Origin of the sequence: Blautia schinkii, assembly GCF_013304825.1 — a bacterium.
In the GTDB taxonomy this organism is placed as follows: Bacteria; Bacillota; Clostridia; order Lachnospirales; family Lachnospiraceae; genus Blautia_A; species Blautia_A schinkii_B.
The window spans coordinates 1-22,424 of record NZ_JAAWUO010000022.1 but is presented as its reverse complement, the minus strand read 5'-3'; the positions used below and the strand labels follow the sequence as shown (position 1 = coordinate 22,424).

The following is a 22,424-nucleotide window of genomic DNA, read 5'->3' as shown; positions in this document are numbered from 1 at the left end:
ATTTGGAGGGACAAGTTTGAAACAAAAAAGTAGAGGTTACCCGAGAAAATAGAGCATAACAAATAAACCATTCCGGGACGGGCGGCTTTGCCGAACAAAAATATTCATCAGCCTTATAAAGAATAATACCAGAGGGAAAGTGTATTAGATAGTGAAAGGCAATGCATATGTCTCATGACGCATTGGTGTCTTTCGCAGAAAGACGGGGAATAAATATGAAAAAACTTAACTATACAGAAGATTTATTGAGAGTTATCTTTTTTTGGATAGGAATATTCTTTCTTGTTTCCGGTGTCTTAAGTTTTCTTGGGATATTAAAACCAGCAGTAAACTCAGGCATTCAGAATCCAGACATGTTGGGAACAGTGTTTTCTATAGCGGGAGTGCTTTTGTGTATAATAAGTGTTGCTCTTGGAATTTATACTGCAAAGCTTGATAAATTACATATACAATTAATCGAAAATGGTACAAAAGTGAAGGGTTTGGTAGAAAAAGTATATTTGCAAAAATACACAAGATATAGAAGACAAATTCCATACAGGATTTTATATAGTTTTACATATCATGATAAAGTGTATTATCATAAAAGCCGTTTGGTATGGGAAAAGCCGGATCTTAAGAAAGGTGACTTGATTACCGTATATGTAAATGATCTTGGTAAATCAACAGTTTATAATTGCGATGAAGCGATCTGATATCTAGCCTCTATATTTCGGAAAAATACTGCACGATCTGTGGTTTGCAGAAGAGCAGCTTCAAAGAATGCTGAGGATGAAAAATGCAAATCCATCAGATGTATGGAAATTCAGAGATTATTAATTAGATAAATTGAAAGCTGAAAGGAAAACGGCTAATCCGTTTTCAGCATTGGCGGATCCGTCTGCTAATAAGTGGTTTACAAATCAAAAAATGTGGTAAGAGTATTTTCATAATTCTGTTCAATTTTGTCTATGTTTTCGAGAATCCTGTTCATGTACAAATGCAACTAAATTAGAGTATAATAAGGGAAACCATTGAAACTGGGTTTCCGTATTGGACATTCCTGTGATGGCAGGAGTGTCCTTTACATATAGCGGTAAATTCTGAAGTAGTTGGCATAGAAGTTCATAAGGTAGTTGATGTATGCTTTAAATCTTTTCATTTCGTTTTCCTCCTTTCTTTATCTTACAAGCACATTATAATATCAGAAGACGTATATTACTTGCCAAATGGGAAGAAAAAGTAGACAGAACTTGCAGGAGATGAATTGGAATGTACTGGTAAGAGTATCACAGACATTTGCCTAGATGCAGGAGTTGAGAGCCAAAGGACATTTAACCGGGTATCTCGTGAAAGATATAAAGTAACGTCAAGGGAATACCGGAATCTTTATCGTGAACAATATATAAGTCAGACCCAGGATGAAATATCTGGAATGGAGAAATAGGATGGCATTTATAATCTGTATAGCAGCACTCATAATCATGATGTTTGTATTTACCAAAATGTTGTTAAGTTTCAGCAATAACAGTAGTGCGGCAGTTGAATCTGTTGATGCGACTGTAGTTGAAAAGAAGCAAGGAATCTATACCCATATGCAGTCTGAAGCACATGTACCTTGGTTTCGCGTTGTATTTGAGATGACAGATGGAAGTTTGATGGAATTTCAAATGCAACAGGGAGATTTTCGTGAATTGGAAAAAGGCGATCGAGGTATGCTGACTTATCAGGGAAATCGGTATATATGTTACCAAAAATATAAATTTAAAAGTGAAGCACAGGAGGAAGAAAAATGTTAAGTGAAAGCATTGCAAAACTGGTACAGTATGGGATTACAACAGGTCTGACACCAGAATGTGAAAGAAATTACACAACAAATCTTCTGCTGGACGTTTTTCATGAGGATGACTATGAGAAACCGGACAGCATTGAGGAACCTGTTAATCTTGAAGCAACATTGGGCGAATTGCTGGACGAAGCTGTAAAAAGAGGACTGATCGAAGACAGTATTGTATACCGGGATCTATTTGATACCAGATTAATGAACTGTCTGATGCCGCGTCCGGGCCAGGTGCAAAAAGAATTCTGGGATAAATATAAAAAAAGCCCAAAGGAAGCAACCGATTATTTTTATAAACTGAGTCAGGACAGCAATTATATCCGCAGATATCGCGTAGAGAAGGATCAAAAGTGGAAGGTAGACAGTCCATACGGTGAGATTGACATTACCATCAATTTGTCCAAACCGGAAAAAGATCCAAAAGCAATTGCCGCGGCAAGGAATGTAAAATCCGGAAGCTATCCGAAATGTCTTCTTTGCCCGGAAAATGAAGGATATGCAGGACGTGTTAATCATCCGGCAAGGCAGAACCACAGGATTATTCCGATCACAATCAATGATACTCCTTGGGGATTCCAGTATTCTCCGTATGTGTATTACAATGAGCATTGCATTGTGTTTAACGGCCAGCATACTCCAATGAAAATCGAGAGAAATGCATTCATTAAACTGTTTGATTTTGTAAAACTGTTTCCGCATTATTTCCTTGGATCTAATGCAGATCTGCCGATCGTAGGCGGCTCGATCTTAAGCCATGATCATTTCCAGGGTGGACATTATACATTTGCAATGGCAAAAGCACCAATTGAGCAGCACGTGGTACTTCCGGGATTTGAAGATGTAGAGGCTGGAATTGTAAAATGGCCGTTATCTGTACTTCGTATTCGTCATAAAGACTCTAACCGTTTGGTAGATCTGGCAACACATGTGCTGGAAGTATGGAGAGGTTATACGGATGAAGCAGCATTTATTTATGCTGAAACCAATGGAGAGCCTCATAATACAATTACACCAATTGCACGTAAAGTAGGGGATATCTACGAATTGGATCTGACATTAAGAAACAACATTACAACAGAAGAACATCCGCTGGGTGTGTATCATCCGCATGCAGAATATCATCATATTAAGAAAGAAAATATCGGTCTGATCGAAGTTATGGGACTTGCAGTTCTTCCGGCCAGATTAAAAGGTGAGATGGAACTTTTGGAAGAGTATATTCTTGAAGGCAAAGATATTTCTTCAAATGAGCAGATTGAGAAACATGCAGAGTGGGTTAAGAAGTTCCTTCCGAAATATCCGGAAATCACAAAAGAAAACATCCATGGCATTCTTCAGAAAGAGATTGGAATCGTATTTACCCACGTTCTGGAAGATGCAGGAGTATACAAATGTACGACCGAGGGAAGAGAAGCATTCATGCGTTTTCTTGAAACATTATAAAAATTGAAATAAAAGGATTCTTTGGAAAATGGGAGGTAAGTGAAACCTCCCATTTTTTTAGGGCAACTACTCTTAAGAAGCATGGATCGGGCAGTTGCATTATACGAAAGTATGGAATTGCGGGGATTCCATGGGGAATTTTATTATGCAGAGAAAGAATATAACAAACTTGCCATATCAGTAAAGGAGAACAGGTGGGTCTGATCGGAGCCAATGGTGCAGGGAAGTCTACGCTAATGAAGGCAATGCTGGGACTGATCCCTGCAAAGGGAAAGATCATTGCAACCCATGATCTGGATCTGGTACTGGAAACCTGTGACCGGGTATTGGTTTTAAACCAAGGGAAATTGGTAGCGGATGGATCTGTGCAGGACATTTTATGGAACCGGAAACTCTTGGAAAAATACAACTTAGAGCTGCCGTTTTGCTTGGCAGGAGTTCCTGAACGTTTCTCGGAAAAAGGGTTTGAAGTGTCCGAGACCATGGAAGTGAATGGAAAAAGGGCATTCGGGTATGATGAAGCGATTTTGTATAGAAGAAAATAAGTGAGATCTGATTAGGTGCTGTCATGAATCAGTCTAGGATGAAAAATCCCTGACCGGTCACGGCAGCCTTTTTTTCCTGTTTTCAGGGTTCTGTTCACAGAGAAAAAGGAAAGTGTCTGAAAGAACCCCAAAAGTGTTAAATGTGAGATAAATGATGATGCGGTGTTTCTATCCGTAAAAGAACAGCGGAAAAATGTTTTGTAGAAATCAGCTTACTGTTTGTAAAAGAAAATGTTTTTTTCAGCAGCCTTGGTTATTTTTTATTAAATCGGAGATATTAAAATCAGACGATTTAAAAAATTTGTCTGAATGCTGTTTATCGTTAAAAACAGGGGGCATGGATGGGAAAAAGAAAAGAGATAACCGGTAAGGATAATGGAAAGCAAAAAATGTGGATAATAATCCCTGTCATCATAGTGTTCTTTGCTATGGCTGGCTATGCAGGAATGTCTTATTACTATTCAGACAGATTTTTTCGGGGAACAACGATCAATGGAATTAACTGTTCTGGAAAAACATCGGAAGAGACAGAACAGGCGGTTGCTAAAAAAGCAGAGGACTATCTGCTGGAAGTAAAGGCAAGAAATCTGAAATCACAGAGTATCAATGGAAAATTGATCGGATATCGTTATGTTTCGGATGGCAGTATTTCCCAATATCTGGATGAACAAAAACCATATAAATGGGTTCAGGGATTTTGGAAAAAGCAAAATTATACAGCCAAGGAAAATATGACCTATGATAAAGTGAAGTTAAAAGAACAGCTGGAAAAACTGGAATGTGTAAAAAAAGAGAATCAGACAGCACCAGAAGATGCTTATGTAGCTTATAAAGATTCGAAGTTTGAAATCGTACCGGAAACAGAAGGGAATACCCTGGATTTCAATGGAGCTTATCAGGCACTGTCAGAAGCGGTTGCTAGCAAAAAAAGAACAATTGACCTGAATAGCTGTCCGGCTGTTTATGTAAAAGCGGCAGTAATGAAAGATGATCCAGATCTTAAAAATTCATTGGAAGAATGCCAAAATCTGATCCGGACCAAAATCGTATATATATTTGGAGAAGAAACGGTAACATTGGAGGGAGACGAGATCAGAAACTGGCTTATTTTTGATGAAAGAGGAAAGTTGCAAAAAAATGAGGATGAACTGAGACAGTGTGTGGCAGAATATGTGGCACAGCTGGCTGCCACACATGATACCGTAAATACAGAGAGGGAATTTTGCACAACAAACGGACGTACTGTTCAGGTGTATAGTTCCGTTTATGGATGGAAGATCGATCAGGAAAAAGAAATAGAAACCATTATGCAGGAAATGATTGCAGGAGTACAGATAAACCGGGAACCGGTATACGCTATGCGGGCAAATGCACGGGGAATGAATGATATAGGTAGCACGTATATTGAAGTGGACCTGTCTGCACAGCATTTATATTACTATCAGGATGGTTCTATCATTTTGGAAGCGGATATTGTGTCAGGAGATATGCAGTATGCAGAACGGCAGACACCACCGGGAATTTTTCAACTGTATTACAAGAAAAGTCCATCTGTGCTGAAAGGAAAGATGTTGGAAAATGGGAAATATGAATATGAAAGACCAGTAACTTACTGGATGCCTTTTAATGGGGGGATCGGATTTCATGATGCTTCATGGCAGCCATATTTTGGAGGAAATCGTTTCCGAGAAGGTGGTGGATCCCATGGATGTATTAATCTTCCGGCGGACAAAGCGGCAGAACTTTATAATAGGATAGACGAAAGTGTGCCGATTGTCTGTTTTTATTAAAAATGGGCAGGATATATAATTTTATATAGAGGTTTGTTTATAAAATGGAAGATCTTAAATGGTCTTCTGTTTTTTTTATAATTATCAGCAATAATTTCATGGAAGAAAAGTGTGTATGTTCCGTCCAGATATGGAAAGAAGTCTTTGACTATTTTGACCGGGAACCGAAAAAAATCGAGATAAATGAGATCTATTCGATTGATGAAGATGCAAAGGAAACCTTGCAGGAGAAGAGCAAGAGGATGCTGGTTACAGAAGCAAGCCATCAGGAAATATGACAGGGAGTGATTTGATAGAGCAAATTGAAATGGAAATATGACGGAGAGTGTGATATGATTTGGATGGCAAAATATCACTTCAAGGAGGTAGGCATAATGATGTTAATTTTGTTGATAGTTGTGTTAATTGGATATCTTGTTTTATTGATTACAAGATATAAGAAGAAAAATAACTTTAAAATTAATGGTGCGATACAGATAATTCAGGGAATTATGTGGACTTTGATTGCCATCGACAGTTGGACAACCAGTCATTCAGTAGTTAGGATTGCATACATTATAATAGTTCTTTTATCATTCATAGCAGGATTTCAGGAATTTTATAAATGTAAGTGATAAACTGTACGGTGAAAGGATAATTATTATGAAATGTTTGGATTGTGGAACTGAAATGGAACAAAGGACAGTAGAAGGCTATGCACAAGGTGGATCACATTCATATGAATTTACGGCTGATACGGAAAAAAAGAAAACAGGCATAAAAGGATTTTTTTCCAGAAAAACTGTTACTGTTCTGCCATATCCAGCAGAACAACGTGCATGGCATTGTCCGCATTGTAAAAAAGTATTGATGTGGATGGATGCTGAAGAGTAATTATAAAGTTTTACGACTTGTAGAATGTGAAAATGCTGTAAGGAGAAAGAGATGGAATGGTTTGGAATTGTAGCATTGTTGCTGATGCTTTGTTATTCAGCGTATCCGGGAAAAGTAAAGCGTTTGGAAACGAAAGTAAAACGATTGGAGAAAAAACAGAGAGGAGTGGCATATATGTCAAAGCTGATTAATGATCTCGTAGGAAAACAATGTATTATCAGATCAGAGTTCATTTTTAGTTTTGCTGGAAAAACTGAATTATCCTGCAAGATTATAGATGCAGATGATGAATGGATAAAAATTTGTTATACAGAGAAAAAAGATAAACAGGTAGTTAAGCTGATGCGGATTGAAAATATTGATTCAATAGAAGAACAGTAATTTCAATTTTGAAAATTCAAGGAAATATAGTTGACAGTTCAATACAATGAGTAAAGAACATGGATTATAATTTATAAAAAAATCAAAATGAAGAAACAGATCTATCATTCCATTCGCAATTCCATTATGTCTGCCAGCATTGTTTAAGCACAGCAGTAAATTCTACTATGGTAAAACTTATTGTGAAATTGACGGACAGATTTTTTTAAACAATTGAGCTGGTCACATTATCGTGCCCTGATACGTATAAATGATGAGAAGGCAAGAACAAATGCAATGTAGACTTGGGATATAAGAAACTATACTATAGAAAAGCGTTAGAGGTGGCAACGGGAATGAAAAATAAAATTTTGGTGATAGAAGATGACCGTGCAATTTCAGAATTGCTGTGCATGAACCTGGAGGCAGCAGGGTATGAGACTGTGGCAGCGTATGATGGGGAAGAAGCCCAGAGGCTGCTCTTATGGCAGGAGGACGCGGACCTGGCAGTAGTGGATATCATGCTGCCGGGAAAAGACGGGTTTGCATTGATGGAGGATTTTAAAAAGAAGGAGCTTCCGGTGCTCTACCTGACTGCAAAGGATGATGTGGCTTCCAAGGTGAAGGGATTAAAGCTGGGTGCGGAAGATTATATGGTAAAACCTTTTGAGATGCTGGAACTTCTGGTACGCATTGAGAAGGTACTGGAGAGGACGGGACGGGCCAAGAAAGTCTTAACGGTCCGGAACATCCTGGTGGACATGCAAAGCCATCAGGTCTACAAAGACGGGCTTCCGGTAAGCCTAAAGCCAATGGAATATGACCTCTTTGTGCTGCTCCTGCAAAATAAGAACATTGCGCTTGGAAGAGAAGAACTGTTAAAACGGGTCTGGGGAGAAGACTACCTGGGAGAAAGCAGGACGGTGGATGTCCATATCGGACAGCTCAGAAAAAAGCTGGAACTTTATGATGAGATCAGGACGATCCCGAAACTTGGATACCGTCTGGAGGAATAAGGATGAAGCTGTGGAAACGAACGGTACTTCTTATGCTGGTAACGCTATTATGTGCCCTGATCCCAGTGGGAACGCTAAGTCTTTATATCACAGGAAAACGAAGCCTCAATAATGCTGCAGAGACCTACGGAAGACAGCTGGAAAATGGCAAGATACTCCTGGAACAATTTTGGGATAACAGCAAATATGAGCAGATGTCCGAGACTGGAAAGAAGGCCTATATGGGATTTCAATTTCAACGATGCTGTGGGTCCGGCATGGCGCTGATCGATAAGAAAAGTAGTACCGCTATTGAAAACCTGACAGATTATAAAGTGGTTGGGATTGAAAATCTGGGTCTGAAGAATGAAAAAGATCCATATGCCTATAAGATACAGAAACTGGGGAAGAAATACCTTCTTCTTCAAAAAGTAGCCTTATCTAAACCAGAAGGATACGAAGTCCTCTCCGTCCGGGAAGTCACAGGACTCTTCACAGAGCTGAGGCAGACCGCTGTCTGGTTTGCCGGAATCTATCTGGCAGTGTTTCTGATGGCAGGACTTTTTATTTATATGATGATGAAAAGAACCGTGGAACAGATGGAGAAGCTACAGGAAGTGGCAGAGAAACAGGAGCTGCTCATGGGGGCACTTTCCCATGAAATGCGTACCCCGTTAACGTCCATTATCGGGTATTCGGATACCCTGCGCCATGTAAAGCTGAAAGATGAACAGAAAGACCGGGCACTGGAACATATCAACCGGGAGGGAAAACGCCTGGAGGCTCTTTCTGGGAAGATGCTACAGATGCTGGGGCTTTATCAGAACCATGCCATACAGATGGAAATGACCATGGCAGGTGACCTTTTAAACCATGTCATAGACATGGAAAAAGAACAGGCAGAAAAGAAAGCGGTGCATCTCAAGATGGAATGTGAAGCTTTTTCCATGAAAATGGATCCGGCCTTGATGGAAAGCCTTCTGATAAACCTGATCGACAATGCCCTAAAAGCTACGGATGCCGGTGGAAGCATTTGGGTAAAGGCTTATGAGAAAGCTGGAAAAAAGATCTTTGAGGTGTCGGATACCGGAATGGGGATCCCGGAGGAAGAACTGGGAAAGATCACAGATGCATTCTATATGGTGGACAAATCACGAAGCCGAAAAGAAGGCGGATCCGGACTTGGGCTGGCACTCTGTGTGAAGGTGGCTGAAATCCATGGTGGATGCTTGAAAATCGAAAGCAGACAGAGAGAGGGGACCACGGTAAGAGCCATCTTCTGATTTACAATTTGTTTACATCTTGATGAATACATCGGCAAAGCAATATGGTACTCTTTTCTCATAAGAAGAGGGTACCTTTTTTAATACCGAAAGGAAAGGATGGAAAAAGGATGAAGAAAATAAAAATGTTTATGGGAGCCGTTCTGTGTATGAATCTTTTGACATTATCCGGATGTGACCGTATTGTCCAGTCTGCTGTTGTGGAAGAAAAGGATCAGACAGAACAGAAAAAAGAAGAGAAAAAGGAGACAGTTCAGAAAATCGTTGCCGAACAGGTTCAGGCACCGGAAACATACCAGACAACAATCCAAGCAGATCTAAGATCAGCGGACCGGGAGGATAAAGAAACCCCGATGAATTTTACCCTGACAGCGGATGCACCGGTAAAAGTCCCGGATGTAGATGCAATCTGTTTAAAAAAAGTAAAAAGGGTGGCGATTCCTGAAGAAGAACAGAATAAAATAAAAGACACATTCGGAAAAGGACAGCCCATGCAGGAAGAGAAGAATGAGAACGAACAGGCGGGGACATATACAGTAGATGGACTGACCTATCGGTATTCTTATACACAGAGTGAGCAGGTATCGGATGTGGAGGAACTCGGATTTGGGATAGCGAAGTTTATCTTTGACGATTGTGGAGACATGACCCTGGAATCGAGTGAGAAAAAAGAAAGGGAAGAACGCTTTCAAAATTATATAAAGGCAGGAAGCGGGAAAGTATCTGAAAAGGAAGCAAAGGAGAAGGTTTCAGGTCTTGTGTCCGGAAACTGGGAGATATTTGAAAGTTCCTCAAAAGCACTTACTGAAGGAAGCACTACCCTGGAAAAAGATGACTTCATTTTTGAACGGATGATAGACGGGGTTCCGGTTAATTATGTGAGGGAAACCTCTCTGCCTGTTAATGAACAGGCTCTTGAATGGGAAAACGAAGATGGAACACTTCATGAAGGACAGTCTGAAGGATGGGAAAATGAAGTACTGACGATGGACTTTTGCAGTGGGACACTTCAGAGTTTTCTGCACCGAAATCCCATAGAAGCATCGAATGCTTCCGATGAAAGGCTGTTCCTACTTCCTTTTGATGAGGTCAAGGATATCTTTGAAAAAACGATCACTTTGCAGGTCATGACAGAAGACAAGAATCGGCTGATCTCTGTCGATGGAGGAAGCCACTACCGTTATCCGTCCATTGATGCACAGAGTGCGGAGATAACCATAACAAAGGTACAGCTGGGTTATATGTGCATGCCAGACAGTGAAGGCAGCGATACCGAAGCAGTCCTGATCCCGGTGTGGGATTTTTATGGAACCTGGACATCCAAAGAGCCAGAGTATGAGTACGGAAATGGGGAGGATGGACCGGTCATAGGAGACGTGACGATGGATGCTGCAGGTGTTCCACTCCTTACGATCGATGCACGGAATGGAAGCGTAATACAAAGGATTCAGGCTGGATGGGCGGCTTCTATGGGTTCCAAGGATATAAAATAGAGTGTGAATTTCAATTTCTAAGCAATGATGACAGAAAGACCTGGATTTTCAGGTCTTTCTGCTTTACAGGAAAAAGAAAAATACGTTATACTTTTCCTATAGAAAAAGGTTGGAGGAATATGTATGGCAGAAAAAATGGCAGAGCAGATCGCAGAGATTTTAAAAGAACCTAATTTTCAAACGGCAGAGAAAGCACTGACAGATTTCTGCGGACCGATGGATGGGGAATTCAGGAATCTTCTGGTGGATATTATTGTGGAACGATGGATTGATACGCCTAAAGACGTACCGTTTTCCTATGCCCGCAGCATTTGGAATCGGAAAGATATAAATAGAGAAGAGTATCAGGCATTGCTGGAGGAAATCCGAAGCTATCCCATCGCACCGATCAACAAGGCAAAGATATCGGATTTTTTATGGGTTGTGGAAAATGATTTTTCAAATGCTAAAATAGCAGAAACGGCTTATTGCGAACACTTGAAGAACACCGGTGCATTTGCAGATCATATCATGGCTATAAACCGGATCTTGTTTATCTCTAAAAAAATCCGAAGCAAGGAAATCAATGAAGAGGTGCGAAAGAATCTGCTGATAAAAGTATTAGAAGAGTATGATAACAGCAGCCACGCAAAAATTGGATATTTGATAAAAACTGCCATGGAGGAAAAAGTGGATACAGGATATCTGATCCCTTATGTGGAAAATATCTTGAAAACTTACGATGATAATAGCTGTGATGCACCGCTCATTGGTAAGTTTTGTGATCTGTTGGAAGAACTCTATTGCAGAAAAAATAACTGGCAGAAGAAAAAGTGTATTACTGAACCTAAACTGATTGCGATACGAAGACGTAAGATTCAGGCTATCCGGATGGAGGCTGAATATGCCGGGGCCTCTTCTAAAGGAAATTTAATGAGAAAGATTCACTATTTGAAAGAGGTTATTCAGTTGTTAAAGACCATACAGGGTACGGAAGAAGAAAGAAAGGCACTGTTGCAGGAAATAGCACAGATAGAAGAAGCTTCCCTTTCGGAGATGATGGTATGGAGTGATAAACAGGATGCCAGCGGCATTGTAAAAGAACTGTTCCGCCAACTGGAAGATCTTGATAAAGAAGAGGCATTATGTTATTTTGCTTCATTTCTTCCGATTCCGGTAAGAGAAAAGGTAAAGAATCAAGTATTAAATAGGACTGGGATCCTGAACACGATATTTCCAGCGGCAATCCTTGGAAAAGGAGGAAAATTAATTGCTAAAAGCAGGCCTGTGAAAAAGCCTGATGGAACAATCGATGAAGGTGCGCTTAAGGATAATATGGAGCGGACAGCAGCCATGGAGATGGATTATTTTGCACAGATTCTGGTGAGAAATACGTTTGAATATATTCGTTCCAGATTTGTGATCGAAGAGAGTGATGTAAAAAAGATTGTAGATGTAAGTTGTGCGATTCCGGAGGGGAGAAAAGAATCGTATACCAAGGGTCTTATGTTTGGCTTTTCAGGAGATTTTTTGACGGCGCTAAGTATCCTGATTCCACAGATAGAAAATGCAGTAAGATATCTGGCAGTGGAATGTGGAGAACCTGTTTACAACATGAATGAAGAAGAGATTGAAGAAGTAAAACCAATGCACGCTGTCTTAGAATTGGAAGGAGTAAAAGAAAGCCTGGATGAAGACCTTATATTTGCTTTAAATACGATTTTCTGTTCAAAATTTGGATTTAACATGCGCAACAATGTGGCACATGGAATGCTGGATGATCAGGCATTCCAGAGCTTTAAAGCTTTGTATATCTGGTGGTTTGCACTGAAATTTTGCTATCTATTCTGCGGAAAATTACAGGAGGAGAATAGAAGCAAAATAAATAAAAAGCTGAAACAGCTGATGGAGAAGAAAGATAATATGGATGAGAATTAATATAAAATGGTTGGACGGATGGTATGGTTTCCTTAAAAAGTGTTCGGAAGTATCTGGCAAGCATAGCGTTTGGATATCAAAACGCACTTTGGGGACGGCCTCAACCCCCGGAATGTGTAGCACTGAGAGTAAATCTATAAATATAATATGAATTATAAAAACACTCCAACTTATTAGTAGTCAGAGTGTTTTTCATAAACATATATTTTTAAATAAAAATATAGAGAAAGTATTTTGGTAGTTACGGATTTAAGAAAAACCAAAATTCATGTCCCTGGCATACAATATAGCGCTCCAACCACTCATTAAAAGGAAGGTTAAAACGATCGGTGTCAGGAGCTGGATAACATAAATAATCTTCTCTACCTTCTAATACAGCTTGTAAATCCATGGTTATATCACCTATATCTTGCAGAAAAAGAATGGGAAGATGATAGGTGAATTCTGGATCAGATAAAATGGGTGTATTATTCCAAACCTCTTTTTGATTAAGAGCTTCTTTTAAAGAGTAGATGGTACAGCTGACTAGAGAACTACCCTCTTCTCCACAAAAAAGCTCCATTCCATTTGAACAAGATAAAAAGGCTTTATACGAAGCGGGAAGTTTCATGTTGGGAAAATATTTTTCAAATAACTGAATTTCTTCGGAGGATACAGGTGGGTAAAATTTATGAGTTACTTTTATAGGCTCATCACCTAAATGCCATTGATAGACCCAACCATTATTATCCATCTCATATTTTAAATTTTTGAAAATTCTGTGTATTGCATTTACATCTTCCATTATGTACTCTCTCCTTAATAATTTCTAAACCAAGAAGTTATTGCTCTATGGCTTTCGGTTTTGACGGGCATTAAATTATTAAAATCATTTAATGCACCTCCATATTGTCTTGGGCGTATATGATGAATTTGAACACTTGACCAGAAGGAAGAAGGCTGTTTTCCATATTTTTCTTCATATTGTTTTATATACTTTGATCTTCCATTCCATGTAGGAGATTTCGCAAGCTTTTTCCAAGTGGTGCTAATTGTAGATTCAGCATCTTTTTTAGATACGGGATCAACATATTGAGGGAAGATTTGTCCTTTTTTATTTGTTAAAATAGGAGTTATTTGTCCGTTTGCACCAGGATTAGAAGTGCCATCAGCCATAACCGCGTTAAAGGAAGTATTTAATTTCCAAAACATTGTATTAGCAGCGGTAGTAACATATTTAACCTGTCCCTTTCTTATTTCACTACTTTTAAAAGTTACAGTTCCTAAATTTGTATTAGCTGTTACTTGTTTTATATTGGATCCATGACGTAGTGTGAAATGAACAGTGAGAACTTTAGGTTTTTCTCCAATCATAGAGTCTATAACAAAACCATAACGTAATTTTCCGTCAACATAAAGATAATTAGTATGATATGTAAACTCACCGACAACGTCCTGTTCTCTGGAAGCTAAAGAAGAGGCATTTTTTCTATTATGAAGATTTACAGAGTCAGTGCTTAAAGATGTAGCATTTAAAGATAATCCCTCTTCATCATGTAATGAGGATATTTTTATATCAGATTGAGTAATATTTTGATTTGAGGCAAAAACACTAAAATTGACGCTTAATATCAATGTAAGCGATAACATCCACATGAGTATTATTCTTAATTTGTTTTTTTTACGCATAGTTGTCCTCCCGAAAAATATTTAGCTGTCAAATTAGCGCTTTGTTCAACAACGGAGAGCAATTATAGCACGTTTTATGTTTTTTTCAATAGTTTTTTGCGCATTTATAAGATTTGTATAGAGATTATTATGAAAAAACATAATATCACTAGAAAAGTAGTTACAGTAAGAATTGAGTAATTGAACCCAAAAGAGTGTATTTGGAAAGAAAAAAGGTGACGTTGTATATGTTGTTGGTTTTTTAATCTAAGTATAAATATAGTATCACTATTTTGAAGTTTTTAGTATAAAATTTTATGAATATATAATAAAATTCATTTATAAACACACTGAATGACAATAAGAATCTTCGGGTTGAAATACAATGTAATTGTCAAAAACGTATGTTCAAATTGAGTATCTATAGTTTTCAGTAAGAAGAGTTCAATAGTAAGTTCAAATATCCATGCAGATAGTAATATCATCAGAAAAAGTGTATAATTACAAGGAAAGAATTCGATGAAAAAATTTATCTATGCAAAAAAGTATTGATGGATTGAGAGGGGATCAGTATGAGGGTTGACAAAACTTGCAAAACTTGTGGATTTGACTCTAATGGTGTGTGTGGTATGTATAGCACATGTAAGGAAGACGAAGAGTGCGATGACTGGGAAGCTTCTTTGGAGTATTATACGGAGATTACGAAAAAAGCACCTTGGTATATTAAGGGACCTTATGATAGATGTAAAATAAGTTATGAAAAATTTCTGGATCTTTTACAACAGGATGAACAGGGAGTCGGTGTAGAAATAAATATTTATGATGCGATTGAAAAAGTATATGAATTAAATTCGGTAGAACTAGCAGGGGTGTTAGATGTGTCTATGGGAGTGTTGGGATATGCCAGCACTCAAAGAACGATACCAAAGAGAAAAAGACAATTTTCAAGCAGGCTACATATTCCGGAAAGCTTCTTTGATGAGTTTTTATCTACACAACTGGATGCATTAAAGAAATGTAGAGAAGAATTTCGTGATTGTTATGGGGACGAGCTGATAGAAAAATTTAAGCAAAATGGTTATGCTGCAATGGAAGCAAAGATAGAAAAACAAAATGCAGTCGATAAAATAAAAAATGAAAAGTATAGGGAAGAAAACCAGAACAGATATCAGTATAAGGAGAAGACAAAAATGTACCATGATCTATCTGATGATTACAAATCCAGGGACTATGTGATTGCGATAACCTTAAAAGAAGGCGATTATTATGGAAATATATTCTATGAATACAGCTCTGGAGGATATGGCTTGTCTGTGGACATAATGGAAGATATTTTGCAATTTATTGAAAATCTGGATTGTGAAGAAATCAATGAGTTAAACGAGGAAGGTCTCTTAAATAATAATATAGCCTTGCAAGCAGACATAAATGGCAAGGATATTCATTTTGAACTGAGAAATGATGCAGGAGAAAAGCTCGAAAAGACAATCCCGGAAGATGAATTGCAAAAATACATTGTTGGTTATGAAATGATCCGGTGCGATGGACGTGGAATGAAAAAGGAACGCAGAAAATGTGGTTCCTGCGAAAATTTTACACCGATAGAAGGCTGTGCAAAAGGAAACTGTTCTGTTAGAGGTGATATCATTCAGAGAAGCAGAATTATATGTTCCCATGATTATGTGTTGAAAGCAGATAAAGTATTATGTTAAAATCGTCTCGTACTATCAATGGAAAAGATGATTGTATAGATTTACTATAGGAATTAGAATATATAAATTGTAAGGATATATTGTGTGATATTGCACTTTATATGATAAAAACAAGATAAAAACGCAATGCATATTTTTAAGATATGCTAGAGCTGGTAGGTAGCCCAGCCGTCCTATGTAAATAGGGTAAGTAACCTGCCCCTCCGGGTTGTCCATTCTTTGTTCAATTCATTTTAGGAGGGATTTTTATGGACAAAACAAATGGAAAACTGACGGTATATTTTGAAGAACCATTTTGGGTAGGCGTATTCGAGCGTATTGAGGATGGTAAATTATCTGTAGCGAAGGTAATATTTGGTGCAGAACCAAAAGATTACGAAGTGCAGGAATATATTCAACAATACTATTTCAGTTTGAAATTCAGTCCGGCTGTTGAAACTGTTGTAAAGGATATAAAAAGAAATCCGAAACGGATGCATCGAGAAGTAAAAAAGCAGACAATAGGGACAGGTATTGGCACAAAATCGCAGCAAGCATTGAAGTTACAGCAGGAACATAACAAACAGGAGCGTAAAGAGAGAAATCGCAAGAAAAAAGAGGCAAAAGAACAGCGAATGTTTGAGTTGAAACAGCAAAAGAAAAGAGAAAAGCATAAGGGGCATTAAAAGCCTCTTGGGCTTTAACTCAAATCGGAATTGACCGAGCGCATTGGGCGAGAGATACTTCTTGTTTGAATGGCAAGAAGATGGAATTGAGAGTTTAGAAAATTGGAATTCAAGGAGCATATAGATGAAATTAGCAGATTTAGCAACAGGTTCTGATTGGATAGTGTGGATTGTCTTTGTAATATTTGCTGCACTTTCTATAACTTTACTTTCTGGACACGGAAGCTGGTTTATTTCTGGATATAATACAGCTACAAAAGAAGAAAAGGAAAAATATGATGAAAAGAAGTTATGCAGAACAATGGGAATTGGAATGTCTATTATAGCAATTCTTGCATTAATTATGGGCGTGCTTGAAAATATTTTGTCTGCATTTTTTGTATATATTGCATTGGGAATTATTTTGATTGATGTCGCGGTAATTATCATTTTGGGAAACACGCTATGCAGAAAGTAATAACTTCCAGTTAGTTGAGATGTTGCAAAATTTGGAATCAGGAGAGAATAAGAATGATTAACAATTTGATGTACATTGAATTAAAAACAGGATATTCTGATGATGGTCCGGCATGGATTGGATATGTCAAAACTTCAAAAAGTAAGAAAACAATCTATTTTAATGACCATGCCTTTCAGAAAAATATCGGTAACTATGCAAATTATATAGATATTGAGAATGGTGATAAATATTGGATTTCCGGACTGAAAAAGGAAGAGAGCAATCGTCATTGGGCAGGACATGGAAAGATTATGATTGATCGTAGAGCTGTTAATGAATACCTTTCCCTGATTGGTGAAAAGGAATTGCCATTAAATCTGTTTGAAGTAGTTGATATTGAAGATAGATTTCCGGTTAAAAGAGTAAAAGAATTATTGAATGAAAAGAAATAGCAATGCCAGCAGTCTTACAATATTGAGTTTAGAAAAATTGTGACATTCTCACATATGACCGAGCGCATTGGGCGAGAGATACTTCTTGTTTGAATGTTGGAATGATTATAGGTATTTGTTTTCGGTATGAAAATACCGTTTATTTATTCCAGACATAAGATGTCCGGTTGAAAATTAACGGATTCTCGTTTTATGTCGTGGTAATTTTGGTGCATATTGGTAAGCTGTAAGTGGAAGAGAGGTAGAGATATGGATACAAAAAAGATTGGAGCTTTTTTAAAGCAATGTCGTAAAGAAAAGAATCTTACGCAAGAACAGCTTGCCGAGAAGTTTGGGGTATCTGCAAGAACAGTTTCCAGATGGGAAACAGGAGTTTCCCATAGTTAAAGATACCACACCAAATATGATGAACCCACGCTTATACACTACCAGCTATAATAAACCGCAAGGACAGCAATTTGATGATACTGCTGTCCTTTCTTTTATAAAATTGCAGTACACATAAAAAAGCTGTAATATGATAAATATATTTGTCCTTGTAACAATTCTCGGACATTTGCCTGTTATACTATCTGCAAAAAGCAAAGGAAGTGAGGATATGAAGCAGATTTTAATTGTCGAGGACGACAGTTTTTTGAATAAGATGGTGGCCTATAACCTGACCGCAGACGGCTATGGCGTGACTTCTACTCTAAATGCCAGAACCGCAGCCGAAGCCATCCGCCAGCGGGAATTTGATTTAGTGCTGTTGGACATTAACCTGCCAGATGGGAACGGTTTTGAGCTGTGCAAGCTGATAAAGCCCCAGCACCCGGACACCATCGTAATATTCCTGACCGCCAACGATCAGGAGAGCGACCAGATACGGGGCTATGAGGTGGGCGCGGTGGACTACATCACAAAGCCCTTTGTGATTGGGGCCTTGCAGCGGAAAATCAAAGCCATGTTCGCCATGCTGGAACACCACAAACCGGCCAAGGACATTTACGACGACGGGCGGTTGTTTCTGGACTTCTCGGAGCAGACGGCTTCCTTAAACGGCAAGCCCCTGACTCTATCCCCGATGGAGTACAAAATGCTGAACCTGTTTCGTAAAAATCCCCGGCAAGTGCTGACCCGTGGGCAGCTTTTGGAAAAGCTGTGGGATATAGACGAGCGGTTTGTGGACGAACACACCCTGACAACCTCCATCAGCCGTATTCGCAGCAAGATTGAAGCCGACGGCGGCGCACCCTACATCAAGACCGTTTACGGCATGGGGTATCAATGGACGGGAGGCGAGGCAAAATGAAGTTTCAAAACCTCTCGGTAAAGCGGCTGTTTGGCCGGGTGGCAATGGAGCTTGTCCTCTCCATGTCCGGGATCACCATAGCTCTTTTTCTTGTGACAAAACAGATTGCGGTGCTGCTGACAGGCGGGGCGCTGCTGCTGTGCGCCATTGTAGGGATTTTTGTACTGACGCAGGCGTTTGGAAAGCGACTGTCGCAGTTTACCACTGACCTGTGCCAGACCTTAGACCACATGATCGCCGGAAATGAAGCACCCCAGCGGCCAGAGGACAGCGAAACCCAGCTCGCCAGAATCGGGCACCGGCTGGCGAGACTTTACCAAATCATGCAGGAGAACCGTCGCCGGGTGGACGAGGAACGGCAGGAGTTACAAACCCTTGTATCGGATATTTCCCATCAGGTAAAAACGCCGGTAAGCAATCTGAAAATGGCGACGGACACCCTGCTGGAAAAGCCTATGACCGAGGCGGAGCGTACCGATTTTATCCGTGGAATCCGCACCCAGACAGATAAACTGGACTTTCTCTTTCAGGCTCTTGTGAAAACCTCACGGTTGGAAACGGGCGTAATCCAGTTGAATAAGAAACCGGTCTGCCTCTTTGATACCGTGGCGCAAGCCATGAGTGGGATCGTGTATGCAGCGGAAAAAAAGAAAATCGCTGTATCTGTGGACTGCCCGGAGAATTTGACCTTTTCCCATGACAGCAAGTGGACATCCGAAGCCCTCTTTAACCTGTTGGACAATGCGGTGAAGTATACTCCGGCAGGTGGAAAAATTACGGTGTCGGTGATACCGTGGGAAATGTATGTGGAGATCAAAGTAGCCGATACCGGCAAGGGCATTTCCGAAAGTAATCAGGCTGCTATCTTCCGGCGCTTTTATCGTGAGGAAGAAGTACACGAACAGCAGGGCGTGGGCATTGGACTGTATCTGGCCCGCGAGATCGTAACGCGGCAAGGCGGCTATATCAAAGTGGTTTCAGAGCCGGGCAAGGGCTCGGAATTTTCCATTATGCTGCCGACAAAATAGAATGCGGCGGACGGCCATTTCCGGCTGCCCGCCGTAAATTTTTTTTGAAATGTCCGAGCGTTGTAACATTTCACCCCGATTTTCAATGAAATTTTTGGGCCGCTGTAACATTTCGCGGACATTTAGGTTTTACAATACCCTTATCAAATATGGAGGTGATACAACTATGACATGGCCTTTTGAAAATGACACCAGCGCCATTACAAAGAAGCTGGCGCAAAGAAGCTTCAAAGCCAACAAATTACGAAATATTGTTGCTGTAATAGCAATCGTTTTAACATCAATGCTTTTTACTTCTGTAACGACTTTATGTGTTGGAGCGATCCAGTCTATACAGACAACTATTTTGCAAATTAGGGGAACCAGCCCGTCCACTGGTACATCTGTAAATTGGATTGCCATAATAGCAGCCCTGTTTTTTATTATGATTTTTGTAATAACGGGCTATTTGCTCATTCGCAATATTTTTGAGATTTCTGTTGTTCAAGAAATAAAGAAATATGGCTTATTAAGAACAATCGGAACAACGGAGAAGCAAATCAAGCGAATTGTTTATAAGCAAGCATTTTGGCTGTCTATAATTGCTATATCTATTGGGTTGATTTTAGGATATATAGTAGGAATACTTATGCTTCCGTGGATTCTTAATTTTATGAAAGGCGAGTATCACAATCTTTCTGTGAACTTGAGTTTTAATCCTATTATTTTTGTCGTTGCCGGGATATTTAGTGCGATTACTGTTTGGGTGAGTATAAAGAAACCATTCAAAATTGCAGCTACGATTTCGCCCATTGAGGCAACTAGATACTATGAAAAAGACAATTATCATAGTGCCAACAAGAATCGTCTTTCGTTTAAGAATAGAATAACAGAAATGGCATGGAGAAATTTAAGAAGAAATTCAAAGCGTACCATATTTATCGTCTTATCCATGATACTCTGCATTATTCTCCTAAACAGTGCAATCGCAATCGGAAATAGTGTTGATGTTAAAAAATATGTATCTTCTGTTACCTCATTTGATTTTGTTGTGGCAAGCCCAAACACATTTTCTAATGTGCAAGGTTTTCGATTTAAAGATGATTCTGTTAGTAATGAAATCATATCTGATATTGAAAATAATATTCCTGTGCTGAACGGAAGTCGAATTTATAAAAACACTTTGGATGATGTCAGTGTTACTTATGATTATGGTAGTTTGGTCACGGAAGTATTAGACGAATACACAGAAGATAATCACCTTATACGAAGTGGTATGGTTGATGGCAGAACTTATCCAGTAAAACTCGGTGTTGATTATCGACCTCTTTGCAATATTTACGGGGTAGAAAAATCAATACTTCCTAAATTGAATTTCATTGAGGGAGAAACAGATATACAGCAACTAACCTCATATTTGGAAAGTGGAAACTATGTTATAGAAATTTCAGCGATCAACCCAAATGAATCTCCTGAATTTCTTTGTCCGCTCAATCAGGAAGTTACCATTTACAAAGATGGATTGCCTTATAAAACGGTTTCGGTAATTGCGCGTGCAGTGGTTGATTTTTCATTGGTAGAATCTCCGGGTAAGAATGTTGGCTACACTGATGTTGGCGGCGATTGTCCTATTTTTTATATGAGTAATGAGATGTTTGTGGAATTGTATAACAATCCAGCCATAATGAGTTATGTGTTTGATGTGGAAAAAGAACACTTTTTGCCAGCGACCGAGTACATCAATTCTTTGCCTACCGTTGAATACGCATCGTCTGAAACATTGGCACAAACTATGAATGGATTAAAACAAACTATTTTTATCATAGGTGGCCTTATTGGGTTTCTATTAGGAAGTATCGGGCTTGTGAATTTTTCCAACATCATTATAACGGGCATTATAAACCGGCAACGGGAATTTGCTACATTAGAGAGCATCGGAATGACGAAAAAACAAATTAACAAATTGACCGTATTGGAGGGATTGTTTTACGCATTTCTGATTTGTGTAATGGGTTTACCTCTCTCTCTTATTGTTGCAAATACAATTCTTCCTACTTTCTTTAATCAACCTGACTTATGGCTGTTTACAATACAGCCTACGATTTTCCCGTTGATATTAGAGGGAATTGTTATTTGCGTTGTGGCGATTATAGTTCCTCATGTTTCGTTTCGCTATTTTAGAAAAACAAGTATTGTAGCTCGATTAAGGGTAGTTGAATAATAATTTTGAAATGTCCGAGCGTTGTAGCATTTCACCCCCGATTTTCAATGAAATTTTTTGGCCGCTGTAACATTTCGCGGACATTTGGGTTTTACAATAGCCTTATCAACAGGCAGAAAGCCTTGAAAGGAGTTTTGAGTATGAGCGTTTTACAGGCGATTGATCTGAAAAAGTATTACGGCACAGAGCCGAACATTACCCGCGCCCTTGACGGTGTGAACTTCTCCGTGGAGGACGGCGAGTTTGTGGCCGTTGTGGGAACATCCGGCAGCGGCAAGTCCACCCTGCTTCACATGATGGGCGGGCTGGACACTCCCACCAGCGGAACCGTGATCGTCCGGGGCGAAGAACTGGCAAAGAAGAACGATGAACAGCTTACCATCTTTCGCCGCCGCAACATCGGCTTTATCTTCCAGAACTATAACCTTGTTCCTATTCTGAATGTGTATGAGAACATCGTCCTGCCGGTGGA

At 39.2% G+C, this 22,424-nt stretch carries 24 protein-coding genes and 1 pseudogene; 23 read left to right on the top strand and 2 right to left on the bottom strand.

Translation table 11 applies throughout. From position 1 onward, the window contains the following. Window positions 1-215 precede the first annotated feature (215 nt). The 14 genes and pseudogenes from HFM85_RS14615 (at window position 216) to HFM85_RS14550 (ending at window position 12,518) form a co-directional block, all read left to right on the top strand. On the top strand, window positions 216-695 hold the full coding sequence (locus HFM85_RS14615) for a hypothetical protein (protein WP_173738946.1): 480 nt from the start codon (window positions 216-218) through the stop codon (window positions 693-695). Between the two features lie 551 nt (window positions 696-1,246). Further along, window positions 1,247-1,426, top strand: coding sequence for an AraC family transcriptional regulator (locus HFM85_RS16735; RefSeq protein ID WP_110103116.1), 180 nt, complete (start codon window positions 1,247-1,249; stop codon window positions 1,424-1,426). 1 nt (window position 1,427) lies between these two features. After that, entirely contained in the window at window positions 1,428-1,778 is a 351-nt protein-coding gene (locus HFM85_RS14605) for a DUF2500 domain-containing protein (protein ID WP_173738945.1), read from the top strand. Next, window positions 1,772-3,262, top strand: coding sequence for a UDP-glucose--hexose-1-phosphate uridylyltransferase (gene galT, locus HFM85_RS14600; RefSeq protein WP_110103117.1), 1,491 nt, complete (start codon window positions 1,772-1,774; stop codon window positions 3,260-3,262). Before HFM85_RS14605 ends, galT begins: the two co-directional genes overlap by 7 nt. A gap of 176 nt (window positions 3,263-3,438) precedes the next feature. Beyond that, a pseudogene (locus HFM85_RS16730) lies at window positions 3,439-3,552 on the top strand (ATP-binding cassette domain-containing protein); the annotation flags it as partial. 596 nt (window positions 3,553-4,148) lie between these two features. Next, complete coding sequence (locus HFM85_RS14590) at window positions 4,149-5,597, top strand: L,D-transpeptidase family protein (protein WP_173738944.1); 1,449 nt, start codon at window positions 4,149-4,151, stop codon at window positions 5,595-5,597. Between the two features lie 44 nt (window positions 5,598-5,641). Beyond that, on the top strand, window positions 5,642-5,875 hold the full coding sequence (locus HFM85_RS14585) for a hypothetical protein (protein ID WP_243873901.1): 234 nt from the start codon (window positions 5,642-5,644) through the stop codon (window positions 5,873-5,875). A gap of 54 nt (window positions 5,876-5,929) precedes the next feature. Then, complete coding sequence (locus HFM85_RS14580; protein ID WP_173754697.1) at window positions 5,930-6,211, top strand: hypothetical protein; 282 nt, start codon at window positions 5,930-5,932, stop codon at window positions 6,209-6,211. Window positions 6,212-6,239: 28 nt separating this feature from the next. Then, window positions 6,240-6,470 (top strand): PF20097 family protein, encoded by a 231-nt coding sequence (locus HFM85_RS14575; protein WP_173738942.1) that lies wholly within the window; start codon window positions 6,240-6,242, stop codon window positions 6,468-6,470. Between the two features lie 51 nt (window positions 6,471-6,521). After that, window positions 6,522-6,851 carry a hypothetical protein gene (locus HFM85_RS14570; RefSeq protein ID WP_173738941.1) on the top strand — a complete coding sequence of 110 codons (330 nt, stop codon included), beginning with the start codon at window positions 6,522-6,524 and terminating at the stop codon, window positions 6,849-6,851. A gap of 335 nt (window positions 6,852-7,186) precedes the next feature. Continuing rightward, window positions 7,187-7,846: a response regulator transcription factor gene (locus tag HFM85_RS14565; RefSeq protein WP_118039749.1), complete on the top strand. Its 660-nt coding sequence runs from the start codon at window positions 7,187-7,189 to the stop codon at window positions 7,844-7,846. 2 nt (window positions 7,847-7,848) lie between these two features. Next, a complete protein-coding gene (locus HFM85_RS14560; RefSeq protein ID WP_118392967.1) occupies window positions 7,849-9,108 on the top strand; it encodes a sensor histidine kinase in 1,260 nt (419 codons plus the stop codon). A 110-nt stretch (window positions 9,109-9,218) separates the two neighbouring features. Then, complete coding sequence (locus HFM85_RS14555) at window positions 9,219-10,601, top strand: DUF6034 family protein (RefSeq protein ID WP_173738940.1); 1,383 nt, start codon at window positions 9,219-9,221, stop codon at window positions 10,599-10,601. Window positions 10,602-10,724: 123 nt separating this feature from the next. Further along, window positions 10,725-12,518, top strand: a complete 1,794-nt coding sequence (locus HFM85_RS14550) for a DUF4209 domain-containing protein (RefSeq protein WP_173738939.1) — start codon at window positions 10,725-10,727, stop codon at window positions 12,516-12,518. Between the two features lie 241 nt (window positions 12,519-12,759). On the opposite strand, the gene HFM85_RS14545 is transcribed toward HFM85_RS14550, so the two are convergent. Both HFM85_RS14545 and HFM85_RS14540 read right to left on the bottom strand, forming a co-directional pair. Next, window positions 12,760-13,302 (bottom strand): SMI1/KNR4 family protein, encoded by a 543-nt coding sequence (locus HFM85_RS14545; protein ID WP_118069966.1) that lies wholly within the window; start codon window positions 13,300-13,302, stop codon window positions 12,760-12,762. A 14-nt stretch (window positions 13,303-13,316) separates the two neighbouring features. After that, window positions 13,317-14,186: an HNH endonuclease signature motif containing protein gene (locus tag HFM85_RS14540; RefSeq protein ID WP_173738938.1), complete on the bottom strand. Its 870-nt coding sequence runs from the start codon at window positions 14,184-14,186 to the stop codon at window positions 13,317-13,319. Between the two features lie 551 nt (window positions 14,187-14,737). Between HFM85_RS14540 and HFM85_RS14535 the strand changes: the two genes are divergently transcribed. From HFM85_RS14535 to HFM85_RS14495, 9 genes are all read left to right on the top strand, one after another. Next, the gene (locus HFM85_RS14535) at window positions 14,738-15,877 is read left to right on the top strand and encodes a hypothetical protein (RefSeq protein WP_118607977.1); all 1,140 of its coding nucleotides are present in this window, start codon (window positions 14,738-14,740) and stop codon (window positions 15,875-15,877) included. A gap of 248 nt (window positions 15,878-16,125) precedes the next feature. Further along, the gene (locus HFM85_RS14530; protein ID WP_015525019.1) at window positions 16,126-16,542 is read left to right on the top strand and encodes a YjdF family protein; all 417 of its coding nucleotides are present in this window, start codon (window positions 16,126-16,128) and stop codon (window positions 16,540-16,542) included. Between the two features lie 124 nt (window positions 16,543-16,666). After that, complete coding sequence (locus tag HFM85_RS14525) at window positions 16,667-16,999, top strand: DUF3784 domain-containing protein (protein ID WP_118571113.1); 333 nt, start codon at window positions 16,667-16,669, stop codon at window positions 16,997-16,999. A gap of 53 nt (window positions 17,000-17,052) precedes the next feature. Next, window positions 17,053-17,433 (top strand): mannose-1-phosphate guanylyltransferase, encoded by a 381-nt coding sequence (locus tag HFM85_RS14520; protein WP_118511413.1) that lies wholly within the window; start codon window positions 17,053-17,055, stop codon window positions 17,431-17,433. A gap of 249 nt (window positions 17,434-17,682) precedes the next feature. Further along, window positions 17,683-17,820 (top strand): helix-turn-helix domain-containing protein, encoded by a 138-nt coding sequence (locus HFM85_RS14515; protein ID WP_243002453.1) that lies wholly within the window; start codon window positions 17,683-17,685, stop codon window positions 17,818-17,820. A 211-nt stretch (window positions 17,821-18,031) separates the two neighbouring features. Further along, complete coding sequence (locus HFM85_RS14510; protein ID WP_118050873.1) at window positions 18,032-18,724, top strand: response regulator transcription factor; 693 nt, start codon at window positions 18,032-18,034, stop codon at window positions 18,722-18,724. Next, entirely contained in the window at window positions 18,721-19,752 is a 1,032-nt protein-coding gene (locus tag HFM85_RS14505; RefSeq protein WP_118050872.1) for a sensor histidine kinase, read from the top strand. Before HFM85_RS14510 ends, HFM85_RS14505 begins: the two co-directional genes overlap by 4 nt. Window positions 19,753-19,918: 166 nt before the next feature. Beyond that, the gene (locus tag HFM85_RS14500) at window positions 19,919-21,952 is read left to right on the top strand and encodes an ABC transporter permease (RefSeq protein WP_097783440.1); all 2,034 of its coding nucleotides are present in this window, start codon (window positions 19,919-19,921) and stop codon (window positions 21,950-21,952) included. Window positions 21,953-22,092: 140 nt separating this feature from the next. Further along, a partial coding sequence (locus HFM85_RS14495) for an ABC transporter ATP-binding protein (protein ID WP_173738937.1) occupies window positions 22,093-22,424 on the top strand: 332 nt, incomplete at its 3' end.

Bases quoted from the DNA above. Each gene is read 5' to 3' on its own strand.
- HFM85_RS14560 (WP_118392967.1), top strand. From the start codon at position 7,849: ATGAAGCTGTGGAAACGAACGGTACTTCTTATGCTGGTAACGCTATTA.
- HFM85_RS14590 (WP_173738944.1), top strand. From the start codon at position 4,149: ATGGGAAAAAGAAAAGAGATAACCGGTAAGGATAATGGAAAGCAAAAA.
- HFM85_RS14535 (WP_118607977.1), top strand. From the start codon at position 14,738: ATGAGGGTTGACAAAACTTGCAAAACTTGTGGATTTGACTCTAATGGT.
- HFM85_RS14540 (WP_173738938.1), bottom strand. From the start codon at position 14,186: ATGCGTAAAAAAAACAAATTAAGAATAATACTCATGTGGATGTTATCG.
- galT (WP_110103117.1), top strand. From the start codon at position 1,772: ATGTTAAGTGAAAGCATTGCAAAACTGGTACAGTATGGGATTACAACA.
- HFM85_RS14530 (WP_015525019.1), top strand. From the start codon at position 16,126: ATGGACAAAACAAATGGAAAACTGACGGTATATTTTGAAGAACCATTT.
- HFM85_RS14525 (WP_118571113.1), top strand. From the start codon at position 16,667: ATGAAATTAGCAGATTTAGCAACAGGTTCTGATTGGATAGTGTGGATT.
- HFM85_RS14505 (WP_118050872.1), top strand. From the start codon at position 18,721: ATGAAGTTTCAAAACCTCTCGGTAAAGCGGCTGTTTGGCCGGGTGGCA.
- HFM85_RS14520 (WP_118511413.1), top strand. From the start codon at position 17,053: ATGATTAACAATTTGATGTACATTGAATTAAAAACAGGATATTCTGAT.
- HFM85_RS14585 (WP_243873901.1), top strand. From the start codon at position 5,642: ATGGAAGATCTTAAATGGTCTTCTGTTTTTTTTATAATTATCAGCAAT.
- HFM85_RS14615 (WP_173738946.1), top strand. From the start codon at position 216: ATGAAAAAACTTAACTATACAGAAGATTTATTGAGAGTTATCTTTTTT.
- HFM85_RS14555 (WP_173738940.1), top strand. From the start codon at position 9,219: ATGAAGAAAATAAAAATGTTTATGGGAGCCGTTCTGTGTATGAATCTT.
- HFM85_RS14500 (WP_097783440.1), top strand. From the start codon at position 19,919: ATGACATGGCCTTTTGAAAATGACACCAGCGCCATTACAAAGAAGCTG.
- HFM85_RS14575 (WP_173738942.1), top strand. From the start codon at position 6,240: ATGAAATGTTTGGATTGTGGAACTGAAATGGAACAAAGGACAGTAGAA.
- HFM85_RS14515 (WP_243002453.1), top strand. From the start codon at position 17,683: ATGGATACAAAAAAGATTGGAGCTTTTTTAAAGCAATGTCGTAAAGAA.
- HFM85_RS14605 (WP_173738945.1), top strand. From the start codon at position 1,428: ATGGCATTTATAATCTGTATAGCAGCACTCATAATCATGATGTTTGTA.
- HFM85_RS14510 (WP_118050873.1), top strand. From the start codon at position 18,032: ATGAAGCAGATTTTAATTGTCGAGGACGACAGTTTTTTGAATAAGATG.
- HFM85_RS14565 (WP_118039749.1), top strand. From the start codon at position 7,187: ATGAAAAATAAAATTTTGGTGATAGAAGATGACCGTGCAATTTCAGAA.
- HFM85_RS14545 (WP_118069966.1), bottom strand. From the start codon at position 13,302: ATGGAAGATGTAAATGCAATACACAGAATTTTCAAAAATTTAAAATAT.
- HFM85_RS14550 (WP_173738939.1), top strand. From the start codon at position 10,725: ATGGCAGAAAAAATGGCAGAGCAGATCGCAGAGATTTTAAAAGAACCT.
- HFM85_RS14570 (WP_173738941.1), top strand. From the start codon at position 6,522: ATGGAATGGTTTGGAATTGTAGCATTGTTGCTGATGCTTTGTTATTCA.
- HFM85_RS14580 (WP_173754697.1), top strand. From the start codon at position 5,930: ATGATTTGGATGGCAAAATATCACTTCAAGGAGGTAGGCATAATGATG.